Raw genomic sequence first — 25,390 nt, forward strand, 5'->3', positions numbered from 1 at the left:
TCGGTTAACGATTCAGACCTAAATTACGGGTCATATTTTCGATACGATCACCATGAACTATCACATTATCCTCAATACGGATCCCACCAAACGGCCTTAAGCGATCAACCGTATTCCAATTGATCTGTGATTGACGCTGGTCTTGCTTTAGCTCTGTCAACAGTGAATCAATAATATAAACGCCCGGCTCAATCGTCAGTACTTGGTTGATATCAAGTTCTCGAGTACAACGTAGGAAAGGATGAGCCTCTGGTGCCGCGACATGCGTGCCTTTTTCATCGCAAAGGAAACCGCCCATATCATGCACCTGAATGCCAAGCATATGTCCTAATCCATGGGGGAAGAAGGCACGGGTTATTCCCTGTTCGACCAGCCCCTGAACCTCGCCGCGGACAATATCAAAATCCAGCAAGATCTGCGCTAGCTTATAGTGAGTTTGTATGTGTAATTCCGCATAGCTCACACCGGGCTTCATCATGCTTATGATCTGTAGCTGCATATTATCCATCGCGGTGATTAGTTCATCGAAGATGTTTTTCTCAAATGAGTAGCTACGGGTAATATCGGAGGCATAACCATTATAGCTAGCACCCGCATCGATTAGGAATGAGCGGCGCTGAGCAGGACTTGCGTGTTCGAGAGCGGTGTAATGCAAGATGGCCGAGTTTTCATTAAGCGCGATGATACTGCTATAGGGCACCTGATTCTCACCTTGTGAGATAGCCGACAGATAGACCTGCAAGATCTCAAACTCGCTAGCACCATTATAAAACGCAACTTTTGCTGCCTGATGCCCGGTCACCGCTATTTCATTAGCCTTACGCATGCAAGCCAACTCATACTCAGTTTTTGTTGCGCGGTGATAATTAAGATAACTCAATACAGAATCGGGGTTGCGTCGCGAGAAGCCCAGTACTTCGGCAACATCTAAGTGCTCACCAATATAGGCCCAGCTATCGATATCAGCTGGAAGATATTCGGCAACCTTATCAGCCTTGCTTAGAAACTTAATATCGACATGGTCAGCCCAAAAATCGTCCGGTTCATCGGCGACCTTATGCCAAAAATCAACTGGGCGGTAAAAAATTAATAGTGGTTTGTCTCTGCCGTTAAGCACCAACCAAGAGTTAGGGTTGTCGGTAACAGGTAACCAAGCCTTAAAGTGGGGATTCACCTTAAAAGGATAATCCATGTCATCTAAAAACTGCCTGTGAGGCTGGCCGGAGTGTATGACAAGTCCCGATAGGTTTTCACGAGAGATGATTTCGCTGACACGCTGATTTAACACTCGAAGATGGTCATGATAGAGGCGCGCTAACTGTTCCATGAGGGTTACCCTATTGTTATTGTTTAGCCAAATTTTGGACATCACCTCAGTCTATCACATCGTTAATTAAATTTTTCTTCAAACATATCATTCCCGTTTTTAGTGACCCACTCAGCTATAATTTCAAAATAAACCTTAACCAATAATGTAGGTAACATACTGATTTATATTAGTTAGAATTTCAAAAACAGCAAAAACCAAACGACCGTTTAAATTGGGTGTTGTATTTTTTTGTGATTAGTCGCACACTGAGTAGTAACTGGTCAAATGATGGCCTAGGCTGCCGTGACAAAGAAGGTCACATTCAGACAATAAAATCACTAATGATCTGAAGCGTGAACTTAAGCTATAAGGAAGCAAGCAATGATCTACCAAAGCCCTACAATTGAGGTTGAGTTACTCGAAGATAATATCGCTCACCTGTGCTTTAAGGCGCAAGGTTCGGTTAACAAGTTAGACAGAGAAACCATCAACTCGTTAAATGCTGCACTCGACAGCATCAAGCAAGATTCAAGTATCAAGGCATTAATGCTCAGCTCAGCAAAAGACGCCTTTATCGTTGGCGCAGACATCACCGAATTTTTAGGGTTGTTCGCTGAAGATGATGCGGTTTTACAGTCTTGGATTGAACAAGCCAACGATGTTTTCAATAAACTTGAAGATCTGCCTTTCCCAACACTTTCAGCCATTAATGGCTTTGCGCTGGGTGGCGGTTGCGAAACGATTCTTGCTACAGACTTCCGTATAGCAGACACCACAGCCCGTATTGGCCTACCAGAGACTAAGCTAGGTATTATTCCTGGCTTCGGCGGCACAGTTCGTTTACCTCGACTAATAGGTGCTGACAATGCACTGGAGTGGATCACAACAGGTAAAGACCAACGCCCAGAGGCTGCACTTAAAGTCGGTGCAATTGATGCTGTTGTTGCTCCTGAACAGTTACAGTCTGCCGCGCTAAAAATGCTAAAAGATGCCCTTGCAGAAAAGCTAGATTGGCAGACTCGACGCGCTAAGAAGCAAGCACCACTGGCACTACCAAAACTTGAAGCCATGATGTCTTTCGCAACAGCTAAAGGCATGGTATTTAAGGTTGCGGGTAAACACTACCCAGCACCAATGACTGTTATTAGCGTTATTGAGCAAGCCGCACAATGTAATCGTGCCGGCGCACTACAAGTTGAACACCAAGCTTTCGTAAAGCTCGCGAAAACCGAAGTGGCACAAGCACTGATTGGTATCTTCCTTAATGATCAGCTAGTAAAAGGCAAGGCTAAGAAAGCCGCGAAACTTGCTAAGAAAGTAGACTCTGCAGCTGTACTTGGCGCAGGCATCATGGGTGGCGGTATAGCCTACCAAAGTGCCAGCAAAGGTACACCAATCGTAATGAAAGATATCGCCCAACCTGCACTAGATTTAGGTTTAGGTGAAGCGGCTAAACTGCTGACGGCACAAGTTAAGCGCGGCCGTTCGACCCCTGCGAAAATGGCTACGGTACTCAATAACATCACTCCGGCACTCGATTACGCGCCAGTAAAAGATGCCGACGTCGTGGTTGAAGCGGTTGTTGAGCATCCAAAAGTGAAGTCTATGGTACTTGCCGAGGTTGAAGAGCATGTCAGTGAAGATGCCATCATTACGTCTAACACTTCGACTATCTCAATCAATCTATTAGCTAAGAGTCTTAAAAAGCCTGAACGATTCTGTGGCATGCATTTCTTCAATCCGGTGCACAAGATGCCATTAGTTGAAGTCATTCGCGGTGAACACAGCTCTGATGAAACCATTGCTTCTGTTGTGGCTTACGCCAGCAAGATGGGCAAGACACCTATCGTAGTAAATGACTGCCCGGGCTTCTTTGTGAACCGCGTACTCTTCCCTTACTTTGCCGGCTTTAGTGGACTACTTGCCGATGGCGCCGATTTTGCGGCTATCGACAAGGTGATGGAGAAACAGTTTGGTTGGCCTATGGGTCCAGCTTACCTGCTTGATGTGGTTGGCCTAGATACGGGTCACCACGCCCAAGCAGTAATGGCTGAAGGTTTCCCTGACCGCATGGGTAAATCTGGCAAAGATGCTATTGATATCATGTTTGAAGCCGAGCGTTTTGGTCAGAAAAACAGTAAGGGCTTCTACCAGTATTCAGTTGACCGTCGCGGTAAGCCAAAGAAAGATTTAGACCCAACTAGCTATGAACTGCTGCATGCAGAGTTTGGTGAGCAAAAACCATTTGAAGCAGATGAAATCATTGCCCGTACCATGATCCCAATGATTATTGAGACGGTTCGCTGTCTTGAAGAAGGCATTATCGCTTCGCCTGCTGAAGCGGATATGGGCCTAGTTTACGGACTTGGTTTCCCACCATTTAGAGGCGGTGTATTCCGTTATCTAGATACCATGGGCGTCGCTAACTTTGTGGCACTTGCCGACAAATATGCACACCTAGGTGGTCTATACCAAGTAACCGACACTATGCGTGAACTTGCCGCCAACAATGGCAGCTACTACCAGCAGGCTTAAGCAGGAAGGATTAGAACAATGAAAAATGCCGTTATCGTAGATTGCATTCGTACTCCAATGGGCCGCTCAAAAGCTGGAGTATTTAGAAATGTGCGCGCAGAAACTCTGTCTGCAGAACTCATGAAGTCGCTACTAGAGCGCAATCCTAAGCTTGACCCAAACACCATCGAAGATGTGATGTGGGGTTGTGTACAACAAACACTAGAGCAAGGATTTAATATTGCCCGTAATGCTGCCCTACTAGCCGGTATTCCAAAGCAAGTTGGCGCAGTTACTGTAAACCGTTTATGTGGTTCATCTATGGATGCATTACATCAAGCTGCCCGCGCCATTATGACAGGCCAAGGTGATACTTTTATCGTAGGCGGCGTAGAACATATGGGTCATGTACCGATGAACCATGGCGTTGACTTCCACCCCGGTCTTGCCAACAACGTTGCTAAAGCTTCAGGCATGATGGGTCTTACGGCTGAGATGCTAGGTAAGATGCACGGCATCACCCGAGAACAACAAGATGCCTTTGCCGTACGTTCACACCAGCGTGCTCACGCTGCAACTGTTGAAGGTCGCTTCGCTAACGAGATTGTAGCTATCGAAGGCCATGACGCCGATGGTGCATTGATTAAAGTGGACTATGACGAAGTTATCCGCCCAGAGACATCAATGGAGTCATTGTCAGGCCTACGCCCTGCTTTTGATCCTGCAAACGGCACCGTTACAGCGGGTACGTCATCAGCACTATCAGATGGTGCATCTGCCATGCTAGTGATGGAAGAGGAGAAAGCGAAAGAGTTAGGTCTACCGATTCGTGCACGTATTCGTTCAATGGCGATTGCCGGTTGTGACGCAGCGATTATGGGTTATGGTCCAGTACCTGCAACCCAAAAAGCGCTTAAGCGCGCTGGACTAACCATTGATGACTTAGACGTAATCGAGCTTAACGAAGCCTTTGCAGCACAATCTCTACCTTGCGTAAAAGATCTAGGCTTGATGGATGTTGTCGATGAAAAGGTTAACCTAAATGGTGGTGCCATAGCATTAGGTCATCCACTAGGCTGTTCAGGCACGCGTATTTCCACCACTCTGATAAATCTGATGGAAGCGAAAGATGCTAAGTTCGGTCTAGCGACCATGTGTATTGGTTTAGGCCAAGGCATCGCGACTATTTTCGAGCGCCCATAAGGGCGCATTCGTAAAGAAACAAAAGCCAGCCTAAGCTGGCTTTTTTATTTTTCTTATTCTGCTTTTAATCCGGCACAGCAATACTTATCACAACTCTCGCGAGCTACTGGCCAAGATCACATCGCTACAGTAATCTAAAGTTAGCCTCCCATTTAAGTAACACATGTGATTGAAACAAGGACACGGAATGGAGATTGTATTACTTGCCAACAATGAGTCAGCACTACCAATTATCGCAAAGTGGTACAGCGATGAATGGGGTTATATTGGTGAGGGACGCAGTGCTACAGAACTAGAACAAAAGCTTAGTGATTACCTTAATCACGACAAGTTGCCTTTGATAATCTTAGCCCAAGATGGCGATGAACTGCTCGGTGCGGCGCAACTTCGTTTCCATGAAATGGATATCTATCCCGAACGCAAACATTGGTTAGGCGGGGTTTATGTTGCCTCAAAACATAGAGGAAAAGGCATAGGCAAATCCCTAGTTAACGCAATTATAGATAAGGCCAAAGTGCTTGGAGTAAACAGTATTAACTTACAGACTGAAGATCTCTCTGGCGGTATATATAAGCCCCTCGGCTGGCAACCAGTAGAACAGGTCACCTATCACGGTATTAAAGTGCTGGTTATGGAAAAATGGCTTTGATAGAAATTAGCTAACAGCGCTATTCAACTCAATAAGCCAACGCGATAAATATAGGTAAACATAATGACCCCCGCTATCGATCTGCTCGTAAAACATAAGATTGCTCATCAAGTTCACGAGTATCAACATGACCCCAGTTGTCAGGCTTATGGATTAGAAGCGGCAGAAAAAATGGGCGTGCCAGCAGAGTTCGTCTTTAAAACCTTAGTAGTCAAGTTAGATGGCAAACAACTCGCCGTCGCGATTATTCCTGTAGCCGAAAAGCTTAGTCTGAAGGCCATGGCGAAAGCAGCGAAAGCCAAAAAGGCTGTGATGGCTGAAGCTGCCGAGGTACAACGCAGCACCGGCTATGTTCTTGGTGGCGTCAGTCCTTTAGGACAAAAGCGATTACTACTTACTGTTATAGATGACTCTGCATCTCAACTCGAGCAGATGTATGTTAGTGGTGGACGTCGTGGCTTGGATATTGCCTTAGCCCCAGAGGATATCAAACAACTCCTTAAAGCTAATTTTGCCCCAATGACGGCTTAAGGAAACATCAATTATTGTAGTGTTCCACGTGGAACACCGCTAAATAGTAAATGATTTTAGGCTCACAAATTATGCTAAGCAGCTTGGATAAACTAAGACGCTGGAGTAATATTAGCCACTTCTGTTTAATCGTTCTGCCGAGGTAATATGAACGACCAATTTAATGCTGCACAACATCAACTCGACGCTTTAGGCCTTCGCTGCCCAGAGCCTGTAATGATGGTTCGTAAGTCAGTAAGACGCATGAACGATGGTGAAACTCTTTTGATTATTGCAGACGATCCAGCAACGACTCGTGACATCCCAAGTTTTTGTGAGTTTATGGATCACACCTTAATTGCCAGCCAAACAGAGTCAACGCCATACCAGTACCTTATAAAAAAGGGTCTGTAGTCGCTAACAAACGAAATAGATAAAGGGAATTATCATGGCCAAATTAATCGGTATAGCGTTCAAGACCGAGAAAGGTGGACCAATGATCTCGGCTTCACAAGCCGAGGTCACTCAAGCTAAAGGCGTCGAAGACGATGTTTATGGCCGCCCTGGCAAGCGCCAAGTTACGGTTATGTCACTTCAACAGTGGCAGCTAGCCTGTAATGATATTGGTAAAGATCTTTCTTGGCTTACCCGCCGCGCCAACCTACTTATCGATGGTTTAAGTTTCTCCCAACAAGATCTTGGTAAACGTCTAGCTATTGGCGAGTTAGTGTTGGAAGTAACAGGCGAAACCGATCCCTGCAACAAGATGGAACTCGCTTGCCCTGCACTGGAAAAAGCGCTGCAACCCGATTGGCGAGGTGGCGTCACTTGCCGGGTTATCCATGGTTCCCATATCCAGCTTAATGCTAGTGTTAGCTTTTAACTCTTTTTAAAAGCTAAAGCCCCTCAAAAGTCCAACTAATACAAAGCAAATAACTCCATTAAGGTTGTAGCGTTTTCTGCGTTTGGTCAAAGATAGATACTCTCAGTCACAACTCGGCTATTTCCCCTCTCAACAATACCTTTCCTGCTTAATTGCATTTAACTAATTGAAACAGATTTTTTGTTTTACTGTTAATCAAATTGTGCGATAACTGTTGCACAATTAAAGCTCCAGTTAAGTGCCACGGATAACTATCAATAATAGAACTAAAAATCACTCCTTTAAAACGATAACAATAATCATAGGATTATCATGCTAAAGAATAAATTAACTCCCCTATACGCCGCCATTGCTCTAAGTATCAGTACGCCATCATTGGCCGAAGAGGCTCAATCATGGCAAGTTAACGCGCCAGCAAATGCCCCACTTGAACAGATAAAAATTGAAGTAAACGAAGGCACCTGGATGAATGTCAGCGTGAGCCCTGACGGTAAACATGTAGTGTTTGATCTTCTAGGCGATATTTATCAAATGCCTATCGCTGGTGGAGAAGCTAAGCCATTAGCTAAAGGTATCGCATGGCAGATGCAGCCAGTTTACAGTCCAGATGGAAAATATATCGCTTTCACCTCAGATGAAGATGGCGGTGACAATATCTGGATAATGGACGCAGATGGCAGTAACCCTCGTCCTGTCACCAAAGAAACTTTCCGCCTATTGAACAGTCCAGCCTGGAGTCCTGATGGACAATATCTAGTTGCGCGTAAGCACTTTACTGGTAGCCGCAGCTTAGGTGCTGGAGAAGTATGGATGTATCACGTTGCCGGTGGTGATGGGGTAAAGCTTACCGAGCGACCAAATGAACAAAAAGATTTAGGTGAACCAGCCTACTCTCCTGATGGTCGCTATATCTACTTCAGCCAAGATGCGACTCCAGGTAAGACATTCCACTACTCAAAAGACTCAGTAAAAGGCATTTATAAGATCAAACGTTACGACACCCAGACGGGTGATATCGAAGTATTGATCCAGGGGACTGGCGGTGCGATTAGACCAACCCCTAGTCCTGATGGAAATAAGCTAGCCTACATTAAGCGTGATGGTTTCCAGTCATCACTTTATTTACTCGATCTTAAGTCTGGCGAAACTGAAAAGTTGTATGGTGATCTAGACCGAGACATGCAAGAAACATGGGCTATTCACGGCGTTTACCCAACCATGAGCTGGACAGCCGATAATGATGAAATCCTGTTCTGGGCCAATGGTAAAATCAATAAACTCGATGTTGAATCTAAGTCTGTAGAGCAAATTCCATTTACGGTTAGGACTGAACTAGCCGTTCAACCCGCCGTTCGTTTCCAACAAGATCTCGATAAAGATGTCTTCGATGTAAAAATGCTGCGTATGGCACAAGTATCGCCTGACGGTAAGAAAGTAGCATTCGAAGCTCTTGGTAAGATTTGGGTTAAGAACCTGCCCGATGGCAAGATGTCTCGCCTTACTAAGCTCGATAGCGAACTGCGAGAACTATTTCCACAATGGTCTCGCGATGGCAAACGTATTGTTTTCACCACCTGGGATGATCAACAGCAAGGTACAGTTAGCTTAGCAACTGTACGTAATAAGCGTGTAAAGATTCTGACCGATGAGCCGGGTAAATATGTAGAACCGACCTTTTCACCCGATGGTGAAACCGTAGTTTACCGTAAGGCCAAAGGTGGCTACATCACTCCACGCACTTGGTCTCAAGAAACCGGGCTTTACCAAGTCGATATCGATGGTGACAAAAATACCAAGATAACGGCTTCAGGTTACCAACCACAGTTTGGTGCCGACAATGATCGTGTCTACTTTATGGAAAGTGGCGAAACGCCGCAGCTAGCATCTATTGGCCTCAATGGTTTCGAAAAACGAGTACACTACACTAGCAAGCATGCTACTGAATTCAGAGTCTCGCCAGACGGTAAACAACTTGCTTTTGCCGAACGCTTCAAAGTTTTCGTCACGCCATTTGCTAAGCATGGTGAAACAATTCAGATCGGCCCAAAGGCCAATAACCTACCTGTTGAGCAATTAAGTGTTCGCGCAGGTGAAAGTATCAGCTGGAATACAGATAGCGACCAACTGTATTGGACGCTTGGTCCTGAGCTTTATCAAGTCAATGTCGATACGCAATATCAAACTGCTGAAGAAGATAAGTCTAAACCAACAATTACCGATCTTGGTTTCAGCCAAAAAGCTGATGTTCCACGTGGAACAATCGCATTTGTTGGTGGCAATATCATTACCATGGAAAACGATAAAGTTATCGAAAATGGTACGGTAATCATTAAAGACAATCATATTGTCAGCGTCGGTTCTTCATCTGTTATCGATATTCCAAGCGATGCTAAGGTTATCGACATCAAGGGTAAAACCTTAATGCCAGGCTTATTCGATGCACATGCTCACGGTGCTCAAGGCGAGAACGAGATCATCCCGCAGCAAAACTGGGAACTTTACTCTAACCTATCACTAGGTGTGACCGCTATTCATGATCCATCAAATGATACCACAGAGATCTTCGCTGCTTCAGAGCAACAGAAAGCCGGTAATATTGCAGGGCCGCGCATCTTTTCAACTGGTACCATTTTATATGGCGCTAATGCCCCAGGTTATACTTCTCATATCGACTCACTAGACGATGCCAAGTTCCACTTGGAGCGCTTAAAGAAAGTCGGTGCTTTCAGTGTTAAGAGCTATAACCAACCTCGCCGTAACCAGCGCCAACAAGTTATCGCAGCCGCTCGTGAACTTGAAATGATGGTTGTGCCAGAAGGCGGCAGCTTACTGCAGCATAACCTCACCATGATTGCCGATGGTCACACAGGTATTGAACACTCATTACCGGCAGCCAATATCTACAGCGACATTAAGCAGTTCTGGGGGCAAACCGATGTAGGTTATACGCCAACACTGGTTGTTGCCTATGGCGGTATTTCAGGTGAGAACTACTGGTACGATAAAACAGATGTTTGGGCACACCCCCGCCTTTCCATGTATGTACCATCTGATATTTTAGATGCTCGTTCGATGCGCCGCCCTACTGCACCTGATGAACACTACAACCACTTCAATGTTGCCCGTGTTGCTAATGAGCTAAATGAAGTGGGTATCAAAGCCAATATTGGTGCTCACGGTCAACGTGAAGGTTTAGCGGCTCACTGGGAAATGTGGATGTTTGCTCAAGGTGGTATGAGTAATATGGAAGTGCTAAAAACCGCAACCATTAACCCTGCTAAGCACTTTGCCATGGATCACCAAATCGGTTCAATCAAGGAGGGTAAACTAGCCGACCTAATCGTTATCGATGGTAATCCACTTGATGATATTCGGGTTACCGATCGCGTAACTTACACCATGGTGAACGGTAAGCTGTTTAATGCAGAAACTATGGACCAACTCAATGGTGGTTCGAAAAACAGAGGCCAACAGAGAAAACCGTTCTTTTTTGAAAAATAGATTTCATTTTTTAATTTAAAATCTGGCTAACTTAGCTGCAATTTTTAAATTTCAGAAAAATTATTTTTCGGTTTTAAAATGCCAAAAACAAGACTTCATTATTTTAGAAGTCCTCTAAATAAAAAAGGATGTTCCACGTGGAACATCCTTTTTTAATGACTTTATTAACTCAAGCTAATGCTTTATCTTGATGTGCATAGTGAATGGAAATCTTTATCAAAATCAAGGAAGTTGAGCATGTCCACATCTAGAATAATTGCTTTAGTCATTATTAGCATCACATTATCAATATTAGCTAGCCAACTATTTTTTAAACCACAGGTACAAATCGCTGCGACAATACAAGAAGATGTTGCAATGCCCGCCGCCAAAAAAAATCAACAAGCTACAAAAGCCGATGTAAAACTTAAACAAACTTCAGATGACTCCCCAACGATCACCAATGTTGAGTCCGATAACAGCCCTAACCTATACTTCGAACTAAACGATGAAACAGCAATAAATACACTCTTCGTCAATGAAGCCGGCGCAATTGAACGTAAAGCTCTAGTCGATGTATTAACTAGAGGAATGAATGACTTTATAGAACAGGTTTCCAACTTACCTGCAAATAGTGAATTTGCTATCGAGCGACAAAATAAGCTTAACCAACAATTACTGCAGCTTAATAATATGGCCTTGTATGAACAAAATATTGGGTGTGCAGGCCGAATTTGTGCACTCTCGATAACCACCAATGAACTGACCGAAGCCAACAAAAAGTTAATACAAAACTTCGACAGCAATCTTAGCTTTGTAAATACATCAGAGAATGCAACGGGTGAGTTGGAGTTTAAAGCTATCTATATCTATACCGAAGACCCGTCACAACTGGTTATGACTCAGCATTAATGAAGCAATCGGTATAAAGAGTCCACTACTGCCACATAAAGGCGAGTGTACGACTCTTTATACTCATAAGTATTATCTTTGATAACAAAAACAGTCCGTGGTGTGGTCATTAACCATGCCTACAGCCTGCATAAAGGCATAGCAAATAGTAGGGCCAACAAAGTTAAAACCTAACTTCTTTAACGCCTTAGACATGGCTTCTGATTCTGGAGTCTGTGCGGGTAGTTCACTCATTGAATCAAAGTGGTTCACCTTTGGAGAACCACCAACAAAACTCCATAAAAACGCTGAAAAATCATTACCCTGCTCTACATAGGCCATATAGCCTTTGGCATTTTTAATGATCGAGTTAACCTTAAGTCGATTTCGTACAATTCCAGGGTTTTGCAGCAGTTCTTCAACTTTTGCTTCATCAAATGTCGCAATGACTTTAGGATCAAAATTAGCGAATGCGTCCTCATAGTTTTGCTGTTTTTTAAGTATGGTGATCCAAGATAAGCCGGCCTGTTGGCCATCGAGACAAAGCTTGGCAAATAACTCTTGGCTATCGAAAACAGGCCTTCCCCACACCTTGTCATGATATTCCTGATAGATGGGATCACTGCCTACCCAACCGCAACGCGTCACTTCCATAGTCCGATCCCTAAATTTTTAACCAACCAGATAAAAAATAACCTACATAAGCGTTATTCTACAAGGTATAATCGAAACCATTTTCTATTAAGGCTTCCAGGCAGTAGACAAGCGGATATGACGACGAAACACGATGTGAAAACATTCCAGGGCTTCATTATGACCCTGCAGGAATACTGGGCGCAGCAAGGTTGCGCAATCGTTCAACCATTGGACATGGAAGTAGGTGCTGGTACATTCCACCCTATGACATTCTTACGTTCATTAGGCCCAGAGCCGATGAGCAGTGCCTATGTTCAACCATGTCGCCGTCCGACTGATGGCCGTTACGGTGAAAACCCTAACCGTCTTCAGCACTACTACCAATATCAAGTAGTACTTAAGCCATCGCCAAGCAATATTCAGGAACTTTACCTAGGCTCACTTGAAGCGCTAGGCGTAGACATGAATGTTCATGATGTTCGCTTCGTTGAAGACAACTGGGAATCACCTACTCTAGGTGCTTGGGGTCTTGGTTGGGAAGTTTGGCTTAACGGGATGGAAGTTTCTCAATTTACTTACTTCCAGCAAGTGGGTGGTCTTGAGTGTAAGCCTGTTACAGGTGAAATTACTTACGGTCTTGAGCGTCTTGCAATGTACATCCAAGAAGTAGACAGCGTTTACGATCTTGTTTGGACCGACGGCCCAATGGGCAAAGTCATGTACGGTGATATTTTCCATCAAAACGAAGTTGAGCAATCAACTTACAACTTCGAACATGCCGATGTTGACGTGCTATTCAAGATGTTTGACGACTGTGAGCAAGCTTGTCAGCGTTTATTAGCGCTTGAAAAACCATTGCCACTACCTGCTTACGAACAAGTCATGAAAGCCTCTCATGCATTTAACTTGCTTGATGCTCGCCACGCTATCTCTGTTACTGAGCGCCAGCGTTATATCTTACGCGTTCGTACCATGGCTAAAGGTGTAGCTGAATCTTACTATCAGGCCCGTGAAGCACTAGGCTTCCCAATGTGTAAGTAGAGGAATAACAGATGAATTTTGAAAACTTACTAATTGAAGTAGGCACAGAAGAGTTACCACCAAAATCACTACGTAAACTGGCAGAGTCATTTCTTGCCAACTTTACTGAAGAGTTAACTAAAGCAGAGCTAAGCTTTGAGTCAGCAGTTTGGCACGCAGCGCCACGCCGCCTAGCAATTTGCATCAACCAACTTGCGCTAGCACAAGCAGACAAAGTGGTTGAGAAGCGCGGCCCTGCCGTTGCACAAGCTTTTGATGCTGATGGCAACCCAACTAAAGCCGCAATGGGCTGGGCTCGTGGTAATGGTATTACTGTTGAGCAAGCTGAGCGCCTAAAGACTGACAAAGGTGAATGGTTACTACATCAAGCGCGTGTTGTCGGTGTTGAAACTAAGAGCCTTATCGCCGATATGGCGCAGCGCTCACTAGACAAGTTACCTATCCCTAAGCCAATGCGCTGGGGCAGTAACACCACACAATTTATCCGTCCAGTTCACACCGTGACCATGCTACTCGGAAGCGAAGTGGTTGACGGTGAGCTACTAGGCATCAAGTCTGATCGCGTTATTCGTGGCCACCGCTTTATGGGCGAGTCTAACTTCGAGTTAGAGCATGCTGACAACTACCTTGTTGCTCTAAAAGAGAAAGGCAAGGTATTAGCCGATTACGAAGCTCGTAAGGCGATTATCAAAGCCGATGCAGAAGCTGCAGCAGCTAAGATTGGTGGCGTAGCGGATCTTGAAGATGACCTGCTAGAAGAAGTTACCTCTTTGGTTGAATGGCCAGTAGTGCTTACAGCAAGCTTCGAAGAGAAGTTCTTAGATGTACCAGCCGAAGCCTTGGTTTACACCATGAAAGGCGACCAAAAGTACTTCCCTGTATTTGATAATGCCGGACAGCTGCTACCAAACTTTATCTTCGTGACTAACATCGAATCGAAAGATCCTCAGCAAATTATTTCAGGTAACGAGAAAGTGGTTCGCCCACGTCTTGCCGATGCTGAGTTCTTCTTCGAGACCGATAAGAAAGAAACCCTTGAAGCACGCCTTGCTAGCTTAGAAACAGTTGTGTTCCAGAAGCAACTAGGCACCATTAAGCAACGTGTTGAGCGCATCTCAGTGATGGCAGGTTATATTGCGACTAGCATCAACGCCAACAGCGACGAAGCCGCACGCGCAGGTCTGCTTTCTAAGTCTGATTTAATGACTAACATGGTGATGGAGTTTACCGATCTTCAAGGCACCATGGGTATGCATTATGCTCGCCTAAATGGTGAAACAGAAGCCGTTGCCGTGGCATTATCTGAGCAATATAAGCCTAAGTTCTCTGGCGATACCGTACCAACAGCCCCTATCTCTATCTGTGTGGCACTAGCAGAAAAGCTAGATACATTAGTGGGTATCTTTGGTATTGGCCAAGCACCAAAAGGTGCTGCTGATCCATTCGCACTTCGCCGTGCAGCAATTGGTGTGCTACGTATCTGTTTAGAAAACAACTTGCCGCTAGATCTTGTTGACCTGATTGCTAAGGCACAAGAGCTACATGGCGAGAATCTAACTAACGCAGATGTTGCAGAGCAAGTACTTGAGTTCTTTATGGCTCGCTTCCGTGCCTGGTACCAAGATCAAGGCGTGAGTGTAGACGTAATCCTAGCCGTATTGGCTCGTCGCCCTACTGCTCCAGCTGATTTTGAAAGCCGCATTAAAGCTGTTGCTCACTTCAGAACCCTTGAGCAAGCTTCAGCACTAGCGGCAGCTAACAAGCGTGTATCAAATATCTTAGCTAAAGTTGAAGGTGAGCTACCAGCTGCAATCGACGATAAGCTACTCGTTGAGTCTGCAGAAAAAGCACTGGCTGAAAAGCTTGCTGAATTACAACCACAACTAGCGCCGCTATTCGCTGCTGCTAACTACCAAGAAGCGCTTGCACTGCTTGCTAGCCTACGTGAAAGCGTAGACACCTTCTTTGAAGATGTGATGGTTATGGCTGACGATGAAGCACTTAAGAACAACCGTTTAGCGCTACTATCTAGTCTACGCGAGCAGTTCTTACATGCGGCAGATATTTCACTGCTTCAGTAACCACTGAATCGATAAATAAAAAACGCGCCATTGGGCGCGTTTTTTTATGATTATTGCTCTAGCAGTTAAAACAGCACCAGTTTCTGATGCATTTGCTCAAAGGTTTCACTGTCTATCCCAGCTTCAAATAACAGTCTATCTAACTGCTCTGGCTGTAACTTACCCGCTTCCAATAACATGGAAGACTCACTGATCAGGTTGGCACGCCAAATCACCTCGGCAAGGCCACCAGCAGGCTTAGAGTCCATAACAGCGAGACGACTAAGCTCTGTCTCAAATAAGCTTGGTAATTCCCAGTAACGCGCCAACAGCGCGCTTAAGCTTAAGGATTTCGCCGTCATCACCTGTCTGAATAGGCTAGAACAGGGTTGCTCACCAGGCTCGGCTTGTTTAAAGGCTTCTAATAACAATTTAAAAATAGCTATCTTGCCCACATCGTGGAGCAACCCGAGTAGAAAGGCTGTGTCAGGATCGTCTTGAGTAAGTTCACTCGATAGATAGGCTACCTGCATAGAGTGGCGCCAAATTTGGCTACCAAAACGACGAAAGTAGATTGGCTGAATATCGATGACTTTACGCATCATAGCGGTCGTTACGAAACGCTTCATCTGCTCTCGTCCGAGTTGGACTAGTGCAACCTGTAAGCTCGTCACCTCTTTATCACTGCGTCTAAAAAGTGGCGAGTTACATAGTTTTAGCACTTCAACACTCAGTACGGGATCTCTCTCAATTAAGGCCAACAGTGTTTTAGTATCGGTGTTCTCATCTGCAAGTTGCTGCTCTAAAGCTGCTACTTGAGTTGGTAGCTTCAGCACCCTTTCGGCGATGGCTTTTGGGGATGCAAGTGCAGCCTCCACTCGCCTAAATACACTCTTCTCTAACTCGTTTGCCGTACCGCTAAGTTGCGTGCTAGGAAACAACAGACTATAAAACAACGCGGATAGATCAATTGTCACTATCGAGGGGCTCTCTTGTGGCTGTACAGCCCTCTTAGTCTCAGGCGCGGATTGACTTTGCCTAGACTGAAACGACTCCATTGACCCACTGAAGCTCTTTGGCTTCTCTATGACGACCTGTTCTCTGATATTAAACAGTTTTTTAAAGGCTTTACTAAACAATTGTTATGACCGGACACCAAGTTATCAACAAAAAAATCGGTGCATATAGCACCGACTTTAATCAACTTATAAGTTTAACGATAAGAATAAACTTAAACATCTAGGTTAGCTACATTCAAAGCATTGGCTTCGATGAAGTCACGACGCGGCTCAACTTGATCGCCCATCAAACAGGTAAATAGTTGGTCAGCGGCAATAGCATCTTCAATCGTCACCTGTAGCATACGGCGAGATTCAGGATCCATAGTAGTTTCCCACAGCTGCTCTGGGTTCATCTCACCCAATCCCTTATATCGCTGAATGTATAAGCCACGCTTAGACTCGTTCATCAACCAATCTAGTGCCTCTACAAAGCTTGTTACGTCCTTAGTACGCTCACCACGTTGAACATAACCGCCCTCTTCGATCAGACCATTGATTTCGCCGCCCATCTTAACGATGCGCTGATAATCATTTGACTGGAAGAAGTCATATGAGAACAAGTAGTGCGTATCGATACCATGCTTACGAATCGTGATCTTAGGCAAGTAAGATTGACGCTCTGGATCAAGTACTGGCTCAGCGCTATATAAGATACCGCCTGTCTCTTTCTCAATTAAGTCAGCAACGAATACATCAGCCCATGCTTTAACCTGTGCTTCGTCAGCTAGCATTTCGTTAGTCAATGCTGGGTGGTATAGCATTAGATCAGTGATATTGGTTGGGTAACGTTGCTCTAAGCGAGCAATGATAGCCTCAACTTCACGGTACTGATTAACTAAACGTTCTAATGGCTGACCAGACATGCCAGGTGCACCTTGAGACGGATAGATGTTAGCGTTATCTAGCGCTTGAGTCGTTAGGTACTCAGTCAACGCTGGATCATCTTTCAAGTATTGCTCTTGCTTGCCTTTCTTAACCTTGTAGAGAGGAGGCTGTGCAATATACACATAACCACGCTCAATAAGCTCAGGCATTTGACGGAAGAAGAAGGTCAACAGCAGCGTACGAATATGCGAGCCGTCGACGTCAGCATCGGTCATGATAACGATGTTGTGGTAACGAGTCTTGTCCGGATCATATTCGTCACGGCCAATACCGCAGCCTAATGCAGTAATTAATGTCGCCACTTCTTGTGAAGATAACATCTTATCGAAGCGCGCTTTCTCTACGTTTAGGATCTTACCCTTTAGTGGAAGAATCGCTTGGTTCTTACGGTTACGACCCTGCTTAGCACTACCGCCCGCAGAGTCACCCTCCACTATGTAAATTTCAGAAAGACCAGGGTCCTTCTCTTGGCAGTCAGCAAGCTTACCTGGCAAACCACCTAAATCTAATGCGCCTTTACGACGAGTCATTTCACGTGCTTTACGTGCCGCCTCACGAGCGCGGGCTGCATCGATAATCTTACCCACGATCAGCTTAGCTTCATTTGGATGTTCCATTAGGTAATCACCTAACTGCTCACCCATTGTTTGCTCAACCGCAGACTTAACTTCGCTTGAAACTAGCTTATCTTTAGTCTGTGAGCTGAACTTAGGATCGGGAACTTTAACAGAGATAACCGCAGTTAGACCTTCACGAGCATCATCACCCGTTGCAGCAGTCTTACCCTTCTTGTTAAAACCTTCACGCTCCATGTAGTTATTCAGGTTACGAGTCAACGCACCACGGAAGCCCGCTAAGTGCGTACCACCATCGCGCTGTGGAATGTTGTTAGTAAAACAGAAGATGTTTTCCTGGAAACCATCGTTCCACTGCATCGCGACTTCAACAGTAATACCATCGTCACGCTCTTGGCAAAAGTGGAAAACTTCTTTGTTTACTGGTGTCTTGTTAACGTTTAAGAAGTCAACAAATGCGCTGATACCGCCTTCGTACTTGAAAAACTCATCGCGGTTATCACGCTCGTCAATCAAGCGAATGCCCACACCAGAGTTTAGGAATGACAGCTCACGAACGCGCTTGGCAAGAATATCGAAATGGAACTGAACATCAGAGAAGGTCTCTTCACTTGGCCAGAAACGAATTTCTGTACCAGTGTTAGTCGCTTCACCAACTTCTTTAATTGGCTCATCAGGCTCACCCATGGTGTAGAACTGCTCATACACCTTGCCGTCGCGGCGAATAGTAAGCTGTAGCTTTTTAGATAATGCGTTTACAACCGACACACCTACACCGTGTAGACCGCCTGATACTTTATAAGAGTTATCATCGAACTTACCACCAGCGTGCAGTACCGTCATAATAACCTGAGCAGCTGACACTCCCTCTTCAGGGTGAATAGCAACAGGGATACCTCGACCGTCGTCTCGAACCGATACAGACCCATCGGCATGAATGGTAATATCGACGTCGCTACAGTGGCCCGCTAACGCTTCATCGATAGAGTTATCGACCACTTCGAATACCATGTGATGTAGACCTGTGCCATCATCGGTATCACCGATATACATACCTGGTCTCTTACGTACCGCATCAAGGCCTTTTAAAACCTTAATACTCGAAGAATCATAACTATTCTCTGACATATTATTCTCTCGTCGGTTATTCAATTACCGTTACACGACCCTGTTCCACATGGAACGTCTTACTTGGCGGCGTGATTAACGAATCCACTATCGCTGCAGGCTCAATAGCCGTGACAAAAACTTGTGCCCCGGTATCAGCTAATTGCTGTAACAATAGTTTTCTATGCTGTGCATCCAATTCCGATGGAAGGTCATCCACCAGATAAATACTTTTTTTATCTATTTGTTGTTTAAGCAACTTTCCCTGTGCAATACGCAACGCACAGACTAACAACTTCAGTTGGCCACGGGATAGAGCATCTTGTGCAGGTAGGGTTCCTACCCGCAAACGTAAGTCTGCTTTGTGTGGTCCACTGACGGTATAGCCTATGGCTAAATCTCTGGGATACTGCGTCTCGAGTAGCTGCGCATACTCGGTTTTATTATCCCATCCTCGAGTAAAAGAAACCTTAACATCAACCTGAGGTAAAAACTCTCCGATTATACCCTTAAGTAGCTCATTTAACGAGTCTACATATTGCTTTCGTATCTCGGTAACCAGTTCAGCATAACGAATAAATTCTTTATCCCAAAACTGAATAGAACTATAGGGCGATCCATCTCTGAGTAACTGATTTCGCTGCTTTAAAATTCGACGAACATTAACCCATGCAGCATAAAAGCGTGGGTCGGAATGAAACGCGCCCCAATCAATAAACTGACGTCTAGATTTAGGACCTTCGAACAGCAACGAAAAACTCTCAGGCGTGATCACTTGGATCGGCAGAGTTTCGGCTAATGTCGATAAACGCTTTACTTTATCACCATTGATTTTAACTTCAATATCACCGCTTCTAAAACGCCGTAAACCTATCTTGCTGAGCTCTTCGCCGTTAACCATATTGGCAAACAATGTCAAAGCATCATCGTCATTCTTAATGACACGCTGGGAGAGGTGACTACGAAAGGAGCGCCCCATGCCGAGGAAGTAAATGGCCTCGAGGATACTGGTTTTTCCACTACCATTGTGGCCATAGATTAAGTTTAGCCCGTCACCCGGCTGCAGTTGTGCAGAGGAGATATTACGAAAAGCTTCGATATGGAGACGAGTAAGACTCATTGATGACCTTTATAACAACGGGGAGTGTTCTATTACTGAGTCACTTAGGTTAACCAGATAAAGCATGTTAAACACCTTTATCTGGCTGACCTTAAGTCAAGATAGGAAGGTTGGGGACTACAAACGCATTGGCATAACAACATACATAGAGTCTTGCTCTATGTGATTGTCGATAAGTGCGCTTGAGTTACCGTCTATCAAGGTAATGCGTACATCATCTGAAGGTAGGTTATTGAGCACGTCGAGTAAGTAACTGACGTTAAAGCCTATCTCTAATGGCGCATTTTCATATTCAACATCTAAGATCTCTTCCGCTTCTTCCTGTTCAGGGTTATTAGCGGTGATCTTAATTAAATTGTTTTCCAGCTGTACGCGTACGCCACGAAACTTCTCATTCGACAGAATAGAAGCACGCAGTAACGCTTGCTTTAACTGCTGACGACTGGCAATAACGACTTTGTCACCACCTTTTGGTAATACCCGGCGATAATCAGGGAAACGCCCATCCACCAGCTTACTGGTAAATACTGCCGTCGCAGTCGTTGCTCTAATCGCATTGTCACCAATTGCAATGGTCACATCGAGATCGTCGGCTTCAAAAGAGCGCATCAGCTCTAACACACCTTTGCGCGGCACGATCACTTGCTTTTCAGGCAGTGACGCTTCGATCATTCGATGACTCAGTGCCAAACGGTGTCCGTCTGTCGCAATCGCGCGTAGCACATTACCTTCGGTTTCCAATAACAGACCGTTAAGGTAGTAACGCACGTCTTGGTTAGCCATAGAGAACTGTGTCGCATCGATTAAGGACTTCATAGTGCCCTGCTTCAGAGTAAACTCTATCTCAGCTTCAAAGGCATCGACGTTTGGATACTCTTCTGCTGGCAAGGTCGCTAAAGTAAAGCGACTACGGCCTGAACGTAATAACAAGCGATTGTCTTGCTGTTCTATTTTAAGCTCTACCTGATCCGGCAGTGACTTAACAATATCTAAAAACTTCTTCGCCGGAACAGTTGTTCGCCCCTCAAGGATCTCACCTTCTAGCTGAACTTCGCCGACTAATTCGACCTCTAAATCGGTTCCAGTCAACTTTAGTGAGTGATTACTCACTTCAACTAAAAGGTTTGCCAGTATAGGCAAGTTATGTCGCCTTTCTACCGCGCCACTAACAAGTTGCAGCGGTTTTAATAAGGCATCCCTATCAATTGAGAATTTCATTGATTCAATATCCCTGATCTTAAGAAGATAAAGTTCTTATCAAGTTAGCATAATCTTCTTTAATGTCATGACTTTCTTCACGCAACTGCGCAATTTTACGACACGCATGTAAAACCGTTGTATGGTCACGACCACCAAAGGCGTCGCCAATTTCAGGCAAACTCTGGTTGGTTAGCTCTTTCGATAATGCCATCGCCATCTGTCTTGGACGCGCCACGCTACGGGAGCGACGCTTAGACAGCATATCCGCCATCTTAATCTTGTAGTATTCCGCTACTGTCTTCTGAATATTATCAATCGTCACCAACTTCTCTTGTAGAGCGAGTAAGTCACGTAGTGCTTCACGGACAAAGTCGATAGTGATCGGACGGCCGGTAAAGTTAGCATTAGCAATTACACGGTTCAGTGCGCCTTCAAGCTCACGAACGTTTGAACGTAAACGTTTAGCAATAAAGAACGCCACCTCATCCGGCAAATTAATGCCACTCTCTTGTGCCTTACGCATCAAGATCGCTACACGGGTTTCTAACTCTGGCGGCTCAATCGCAACCGTTAAACCCCAACCGAAACGTGACTTAAGACGATCTTCAACACCATCGATCTCTTTTGGATATTTATCCGAAGTCAGAATGATCTGATGATTACCCTCTAATAAGGCATTAAAGGTATGGAAAAATTCTTCTTGAGATCTGTCTTTGTTAGCAAAGAATTGAATGTCATCAATAAACAGCGCGTCAACACTGCGGTAGTAACGCTTGAATTCTTCGATAGCGTTATTTTGTAACGCCTTAACCATATCTTGCACAAAACGCTCAGAATGCATGTAAACCACTTTTGCATCTGGCTTATTCTTAATAATGCCATTACCAACAGCGTGCAATAGGTGAGTCTTACCTAAACCGGTGCCACCATAAAGGAACAACGGGTTATATGCACCACCAGGATTTTCAGCCACCTGCAAAGCAGCCGCTTTACCTAATTGGTTTGATTTACCTTCTACGAAGTTATCAAACTGGTAAGTCGGATTAATGTTACTACGATGATTAGCATTCGCCATAGGCTCTGCATGCGGAGTATTGAAAGAAGGCTTGGCCACTTCTCTACTAGCAGGCTTGCTACTCTTTACTTCAGCTGTGGCCTGAACAACTGGCTTCGCCGATGGGCGACTGCCGATATCGAAACGCAAACTTGGCGCATCGTTACCCATTTGTTCAGTAAAAAATTGGTTGATGATATTAAGGTATTTATCCCTAACCCAATCCAAAACAAAACGATTAGGCGCATAGATGACGAGCGTGTCGCCTTCCATTTCTGCTTGTAACGGTCTTATCCACATACTGAATTGCTGAGCAGATAGCTCATCTTGCAGCCTTGCGATACATTGTTGCCAAAGTGAAACCGCCACTGTAGTTATCCCCAGAAGATCATACAAAAGAGGTCTATTCTATAGTGAGATCACGCTGATCGCTATCCTTTAAATAGATTTATCCCCAGATAGATCAACTAATCATTAAGATCTCGATCTTAAAAGATCCCTTGCGATCAAAAAAAATTAGCCAAGCTGCAAATCCAGCTTTATAAAGCGATCCAGATCGATCTATAATAGATGACCTTCGATCTGCTTTTTGATCTACTAAACCACAAGATGTAGTGGTAACTCACAGAGTTATCCACACATTATAGTAGCGTTAAACCTTCGAAGAATATTCGGAGATGCCAATATTTCATCACTTGTGCGCTTTCCTTGTTGACGAGGATAACTAAAGTGATTACAATTCGGCCTCTTTTTTGCCCTTAGCTCTATTTATAGAGTGTAAGGATTATTAACCTAACAAAGACGGATTGCCATAATGAGTAAACGTACTTTTCAACCTAGCAACCTGAAGCGCAAGCGTTCTCACGGCTTCCGCGCTCGTATGGCTACAGTAGGTGGCCGTAAGGTCATCGCACGTCGCCGTGCTAAAGGTCGCGCTCGTCTTTCTGCGTAATCGTAGAAATGCAAGTGACTAGCTACACCTTTACGCGGGAGTTACGTTTGTTAACTCCCGCGCAATTTAAATCTGTATTTACCAAACCTATCAAAGCGTCCTCCGCTGAAATAACCTTACTTGCAATTCCTAATTCTGAACAACATCCTCGTTTAGGACTAACTGTTGCCAAGCGTTATGTCAAAAAAGCAAACCAACGTAACCGTATTAAACGCATAATTAGAGATAATTTCCGTTTACACCAGCATGATCTACCCGCTGTGGATATCGTTGTGCTTGTAAGAAATGGCGTGCTTGATATGGAAAACGCAGAACTTAAAAACTTAGTAGAAAAGCTATGGCGAAAACTCTCTCGCCGTTACAATGGCTAGCAACTACGATTATTCGTGGTTACCAACTACTCATAAGCCCCATGCTGGGGCCTCGTTGTAGGTTCAATCCAACGTGTTCACATTACGCAATCGAAGCAATTCGTTTGCATGGAGTGGTGAAAGGGTGTTGGTTTGCAGGTAAACGCATATTAAAATGTCACCCTTTACATCCGGGCGGTGAAGACCCCGTCCCTAACAAAAAACATAGGTGCGATAAATAGGTTATGGAATCTCAACGCAATATATTGCTGATCGGTTTGCTGTTTGTCAGCTTCCTACTGTGGCAACAGTGGCAAGCAGATAAAGCTCCTCAACCGGTGGCAGCAGCTCAAACTCAATCTTCAATCCCTGCTTCAACGGTTGCTGACGCTCATAGCTCAGACGTACCTGATGCCGATTCAGCTGTACCAGAAACGGTTACCGCATCAAAAGAGCTAATCACAGTTATTACTGACCAACTAGAGATCAAAATTGACCCTGTTGGTGGTGATATAGTTTACTCAGCCCTTCTTGCTCACAAGCTTGAAGAAAATGGAGACGATCCATTCGTTCTTCTTGAGCAGACAAATGATATCTACTATATCGCGCAAAGTGGCCTAATCGGCCGTGACGGTATTGATAGTAGTGTTAAAGGTCGAGCTCACTTTGACAGTGCTTCACGTGAGTACAAATTGACTGATGGTCAAGACACACTAAACGTTCCTTTGACTTACGTTAGTGACAAAGGTGTGACTTACACCAAAGTATTTGTCTTCACTCGTGGTAAATACAACGTCGCTGTTGATTACAAAATTAACAACACTTCAGATGCACAGCTTCAAGTTCAAATGTATGGACAGATCAAGCACAGCATCAAGAAGAGCGAAAGCAGCATGATGATGCCAACTTATCGTGGCGCAGCGTTCTCAACTGCTGATGTTCGCTACGAGAAGTACAGCTTCGACGATATGGTAGATAAAAACCTAGATGACTCAACACTAGGTGGCTGGGTAGCAATGCTGCAGCACTACTTCGTATCGGCTTGGATACCACCAGCTGCTGAGAAGAATATTATCTTCTCTAGTGTAAAAAATGGACTCGCGAATATTGGTTTCCGTGGTGAGCTACAAGATATCGCACCTGGCGCTGAAAAAACGATTTCAGCTGAGTTCTATGTTGGTCCTAAAGATCAAAAAGCACTATCAGCGCTTTCTCCATCGCTAAACCTAGTAGTTGATTATGGCTTCCTATGGTGGTTAGCAGTACCTATCTACAAACTATTGATGTTCTTCCAATCAATCGTTGGTAACTGGGGTATCGCTATTATCCTAATCACATTAACTGTTCGTGGTCTGCTATACCCGCTAACGAAAGCGCAATACACCTCTATGGCGAAAATGCGTAATCTACAGCCTAAGCTTGCAGATCTAAAAGAGCGTTTTGGTGATGACCGTCAAAAGATGGGTCAGGCTATGATGGAACTGTACAAGAAAGAGAAAGTAAACCCTATGGGTGGCTGTCTTCCAATCTTGCTACAGATGCCAATCTTCATCGCACTATACTGGGTACTACTAGAAAGTGTTGAATTGCGTCACGCGCCATTCATGCTATGGATTACTGACTTATCAGTTCAAGATCCTTACTACGTGCTACCTATCCTAATGGGTATCTCGATGTTCATTATGCAGAAGATGCAGCCAATGGCACCGACGATGGACCCAATGCAAGTTAAGATGATGCAGTGGATGCCAGTGATCTTTACCGTATTCTTCCTATGGTTCCCAGCAGGTCTGGTTCTATACTGGTTGGTAGGTAACTTAGTGGCGATTACGCAGCAGAAAATTATCTATGCTGGTCTGGAGAAAAAAGGGTTAAAATAACCTTTAGCTCTGACTAACAAAAAGCGGTCT

Annotated in this window: 21 protein-coding genes; 14 read left to right on the plus strand and 7 right to left on the minus strand. The window is 44.7% G+C overall.

The genetic code is table 11. From position 1 onward, the window contains the following. Positions 1 to 4: 4 nt before the first annotated feature. Positions 5 to 1,327 carry a Xaa-Pro dipeptidase gene (gene pepQ, locus K5Q92_RS09985; RefSeq protein ID WP_220768860.1) on the minus strand — a complete coding sequence of 441 codons (1,323 nt, stop codon included), beginning with the start codon at positions 1,325 to 1,327 and terminating at the stop codon, positions 5 to 7. 363 nt (positions 1,328 to 1,690) lie between these two features. Here pepQ and fadB point away from each other — a divergent pair, with 363 nt between their 5' ends. From fadB to K5Q92_RS10025, 8 genes are all read left to right on the plus strand, one after another. Continuing rightward, positions 1,691 to 3,844, plus strand: coding sequence for a fatty acid oxidation complex subunit alpha FadB (fadB, locus tag K5Q92_RS09990; protein WP_220768861.1), 2,154 nt, complete (start codon positions 1,691 to 1,693; stop codon positions 3,842 to 3,844). An 18-nt stretch (positions 3,845 to 3,862) separates the two neighbouring features. Then, the gene (fadA, locus tag K5Q92_RS09995; protein WP_220768862.1) at positions 3,863 to 5,026 is read left to right on the plus strand and encodes an acetyl-CoA C-acyltransferase FadA; all 1,164 of its coding nucleotides are present in this window, start codon (positions 3,863 to 3,865) and stop codon (positions 5,024 to 5,026) included. A 187-nt stretch (positions 5,027 to 5,213) separates the two neighbouring features. Continuing rightward, positions 5,214 to 5,675, plus strand: a complete 462-nt coding sequence (locus K5Q92_RS10000) for a GNAT family N-acetyltransferase (RefSeq protein ID WP_220768863.1) — start codon at positions 5,214 to 5,216, stop codon at positions 5,673 to 5,675. Positions 5,676 to 5,738: 63 nt separating this feature from the next. Then, positions 5,739 to 6,206: a Cys-tRNA(Pro) deacylase gene (gene ybaK / locus K5Q92_RS10005; protein ID WP_220768864.1), complete on the plus strand. Its 468-nt coding sequence runs from the start codon at positions 5,739 to 5,741 to the stop codon at positions 6,204 to 6,206. A gap of 147 nt (positions 6,207 to 6,353) precedes the next feature. Beyond that, positions 6,354 to 6,599 (plus strand): sulfurtransferase TusA, encoded by a 246-nt coding sequence (gene tusA, locus K5Q92_RS10010; protein ID WP_220768865.1) that lies wholly within the window; start codon positions 6,354 to 6,356, stop codon positions 6,597 to 6,599. Between the two features lie 34 nt (positions 6,600 to 6,633). After that, positions 6,634 to 7,068, plus strand: coding sequence for an MOSC domain-containing protein (locus K5Q92_RS10015; RefSeq protein WP_220768866.1), 435 nt, complete (start codon positions 6,634 to 6,636; stop codon positions 7,066 to 7,068). 312 nt (positions 7,069 to 7,380) lie between these two features. Then, the gene (locus tag K5Q92_RS10020; RefSeq protein ID WP_220768867.1) at positions 7,381 to 10,569 is read left to right on the plus strand and encodes an amidohydrolase family protein; all 3,189 of its coding nucleotides are present in this window, start codon (positions 7,381 to 7,383) and stop codon (positions 10,567 to 10,569) included. A gap of 237 nt (positions 10,570 to 10,806) precedes the next feature. Beyond that, positions 10,807 to 11,460: a hypothetical protein gene (locus tag K5Q92_RS10025; RefSeq protein WP_220768868.1), complete on the plus strand. Its 654-nt coding sequence runs from the start codon at positions 10,807 to 10,809 to the stop codon at positions 11,458 to 11,460. A gap of 72 nt (positions 11,461 to 11,532) precedes the next feature. On the opposite strand, the gene K5Q92_RS10030 is transcribed toward K5Q92_RS10025, so the two are convergent. Further along, positions 11,533 to 12,093 carry a DNA-3-methyladenine glycosylase I gene (locus K5Q92_RS10030; protein ID WP_220768869.1) on the minus strand — a complete coding sequence of 187 codons (561 nt, stop codon included), beginning with the start codon at positions 12,091 to 12,093 and terminating at the stop codon, positions 11,533 to 11,535. A gap of 117 nt (positions 12,094 to 12,210) precedes the next feature. Between K5Q92_RS10030 and glyQ the strand changes: the two genes are divergently transcribed. Together glyQ and glyS are read left to right on the plus strand one after the other, a co-directional pair. Next, entirely contained in the window at positions 12,211 to 13,116 is a 906-nt protein-coding gene (gene glyQ / locus K5Q92_RS10035; protein ID WP_220768870.1) for a glycine--tRNA ligase subunit alpha, read from the plus strand. An 11-nt stretch (positions 13,117 to 13,127) separates the two neighbouring features. After that, positions 13,128 to 15,197 (plus strand): glycine--tRNA ligase subunit beta, encoded by a 2,070-nt coding sequence (gene glyS / locus K5Q92_RS10040; protein WP_220768871.1) that lies wholly within the window; start codon positions 13,128 to 13,130, stop codon positions 15,195 to 15,197. 65 nt (positions 15,198 to 15,262) lie between these two features. On the opposite strand, the gene K5Q92_RS10045 is transcribed toward glyS, so the two are convergent. The 5 genes from K5Q92_RS10045 to dnaA form a co-directional block, all read right to left on the minus strand. Further along, complete coding sequence (locus K5Q92_RS10045) at positions 15,263 to 16,315, minus strand: HDOD domain-containing protein (RefSeq protein WP_374758448.1); 1,053 nt, start codon at positions 16,313 to 16,315, stop codon at positions 15,263 to 15,265. 92 nt (positions 16,316 to 16,407) lie between these two features. Then, positions 16,408 to 18,825, minus strand: a complete 2,418-nt coding sequence (gyrB, locus tag K5Q92_RS10050) for a DNA topoisomerase (ATP-hydrolyzing) subunit B (protein ID WP_220768873.1) — start codon at positions 18,823 to 18,825, stop codon at positions 16,408 to 16,410. Positions 18,826 to 18,841: 16 nt separating this feature from the next. Then, positions 18,842 to 19,924 (minus strand): DNA replication/repair protein RecF, encoded by a 1,083-nt coding sequence (gene recF, locus K5Q92_RS10055; protein WP_220768874.1) that lies wholly within the window; start codon positions 19,922 to 19,924, stop codon positions 18,842 to 18,844. 117 nt (positions 19,925 to 20,041) lie between these two features. Next, positions 20,042 to 21,142, minus strand: coding sequence for a DNA polymerase III subunit beta (gene dnaN, locus K5Q92_RS10060; RefSeq protein WP_220768875.1), 1,101 nt, complete (start codon positions 21,140 to 21,142; stop codon positions 20,042 to 20,044). A 19-nt stretch (positions 21,143 to 21,161) separates the two neighbouring features. Beyond that, entirely contained in the window at positions 21,162 to 22,547 is a 1,386-nt protein-coding gene (gene dnaA / locus K5Q92_RS10065) for a chromosomal replication initiator protein DnaA (RefSeq protein ID WP_220768876.1), read from the minus strand. 445 nt (positions 22,548 to 22,992) lie between these two features. Here dnaA and rpmH point away from each other — a divergent pair, with 445 nt between their 5' ends. Genes rpmH through yidC form a run of 4 tightly spaced genes read left to right on the plus strand, consistent with a single transcriptional unit; the run spans position 22,993 to position 25,360 of the window. Beyond that, positions 22,993 to 23,130, plus strand: coding sequence for a 50S ribosomal protein L34 (rpmH, locus tag K5Q92_RS10070; protein WP_011867659.1), 138 nt, complete (start codon positions 22,993 to 22,995; stop codon positions 23,128 to 23,130). A 14-nt stretch (positions 23,131 to 23,144) separates the two neighbouring features. Next, positions 23,145 to 23,501, plus strand: coding sequence for a ribonuclease P protein component (gene rnpA / locus K5Q92_RS10075; RefSeq protein WP_086020069.1), 357 nt, complete (start codon positions 23,145 to 23,147; stop codon positions 23,499 to 23,501). Then, complete coding sequence (gene yidD / locus K5Q92_RS10080) at positions 23,468 to 23,722, plus strand: membrane protein insertion efficiency factor YidD (protein ID WP_084221438.1); 255 nt, start codon at positions 23,468 to 23,470, stop codon at positions 23,720 to 23,722. Before rnpA ends, yidD begins: the two co-directional genes overlap by 34 nt. Positions 23,723 to 23,725: 3 nt before the next feature. Then, positions 23,726 to 25,360 (plus strand): membrane protein insertase YidC, encoded by a 1,635-nt coding sequence (gene yidC, locus K5Q92_RS10085; protein ID WP_220768877.1) that lies wholly within the window; start codon positions 23,726 to 23,728, stop codon positions 25,358 to 25,360. The last annotated feature ends 30 nt before the right edge of the window (positions 25,361 to 25,390 follow it).

The sequence above is a fragment of the Shewanella sp. MBTL60-007 genome (assembly GCF_019654915.1).
In the GTDB taxonomy this organism is placed as follows: domain Bacteria; phylum Pseudomonadota; class Gammaproteobacteria; order Enterobacterales; family Shewanellaceae; genus Shewanella.

Bases quoted from the DNA above. Each gene is read 5' to 3' on its own strand.
- yidD (WP_084221438.1), top strand. From the start codon at position 23,468: ATGGCGAAAACTCTCTCGCCGTTACAATGGCTAGCAACTACGATTATT.
- ybaK (WP_220768864.1), top strand. From the start codon at position 5,739: ATGACCCCCGCTATCGATCTGCTCGTAAAACATAAGATTGCTCATCAA.
- K5Q92_RS10020 (WP_220768867.1), top strand. From the start codon at position 7,381: ATGCTAAAGAATAAATTAACTCCCCTATACGCCGCCATTGCTCTAAGT.
- K5Q92_RS10025 (WP_220768868.1), top strand. From the start codon at position 10,807: ATGTCCACATCTAGAATAATTGCTTTAGTCATTATTAGCATCACATTA.
- glyS (WP_220768871.1), top strand. From the start codon at position 13,128: ATGAATTTTGAAAACTTACTAATTGAAGTAGGCACAGAAGAGTTACCA.
- gyrB (WP_220768873.1), bottom strand. From the start codon at position 18,825: ATGTCAGAGAATAGTTATGATTCTTCGAGTATTAAGGTTTTAAAAGGC.
- K5Q92_RS10015 (WP_220768866.1), top strand. From the start codon at position 6,634: ATGGCCAAATTAATCGGTATAGCGTTCAAGACCGAGAAAGGTGGACCA.
- tusA (WP_220768865.1), top strand. From the start codon at position 6,354: ATGAACGACCAATTTAATGCTGCACAACATCAACTCGACGCTTTAGGC.
- glyQ (WP_220768870.1), top strand. From the start codon at position 12,211: ATGACGACGAAACACGATGTGAAAACATTCCAGGGCTTCATTATGACC.
- fadA (WP_220768862.1), top strand. From the start codon at position 3,863: ATGAAAAATGCCGTTATCGTAGATTGCATTCGTACTCCAATGGGCCGC.
- dnaN (WP_220768875.1), bottom strand. From the start codon at position 21,142: ATGAAATTCTCAATTGATAGGGATGCCTTATTAAAACCGCTGCAACTT.
- yidC (WP_220768877.1), top strand. From the start codon at position 23,726: ATGGAATCTCAACGCAATATATTGCTGATCGGTTTGCTGTTTGTCAGC.
- fadB (WP_220768861.1), top strand. From the start codon at position 1,691: ATGATCTACCAAAGCCCTACAATTGAGGTTGAGTTACTCGAAGATAAT.
- rpmH (WP_011867659.1), top strand. From the start codon at position 22,993: ATGAGTAAACGTACTTTTCAACCTAGCAACCTGAAGCGCAAGCGTTCT.
- recF (WP_220768874.1), bottom strand. From the start codon at position 19,924: ATGAGTCTTACTCGTCTCCATATCGAAGCTTTTCGTAATATCTCCTCT.
- K5Q92_RS10030 (WP_220768869.1), bottom strand. From the start codon at position 12,093: ATGGAAGTGACGCGTTGCGGTTGGGTAGGCAGTGATCCCATCTATCAG.
- pepQ (WP_220768860.1), bottom strand. From the start codon at position 1,327: ATGGAACAGTTAGCGCGCCTCTATCATGACCATCTTCGAGTGTTAAAT.
- K5Q92_RS10000 (WP_220768863.1), top strand. From the start codon at position 5,214: ATGGAGATTGTATTACTTGCCAACAATGAGTCAGCACTACCAATTATC.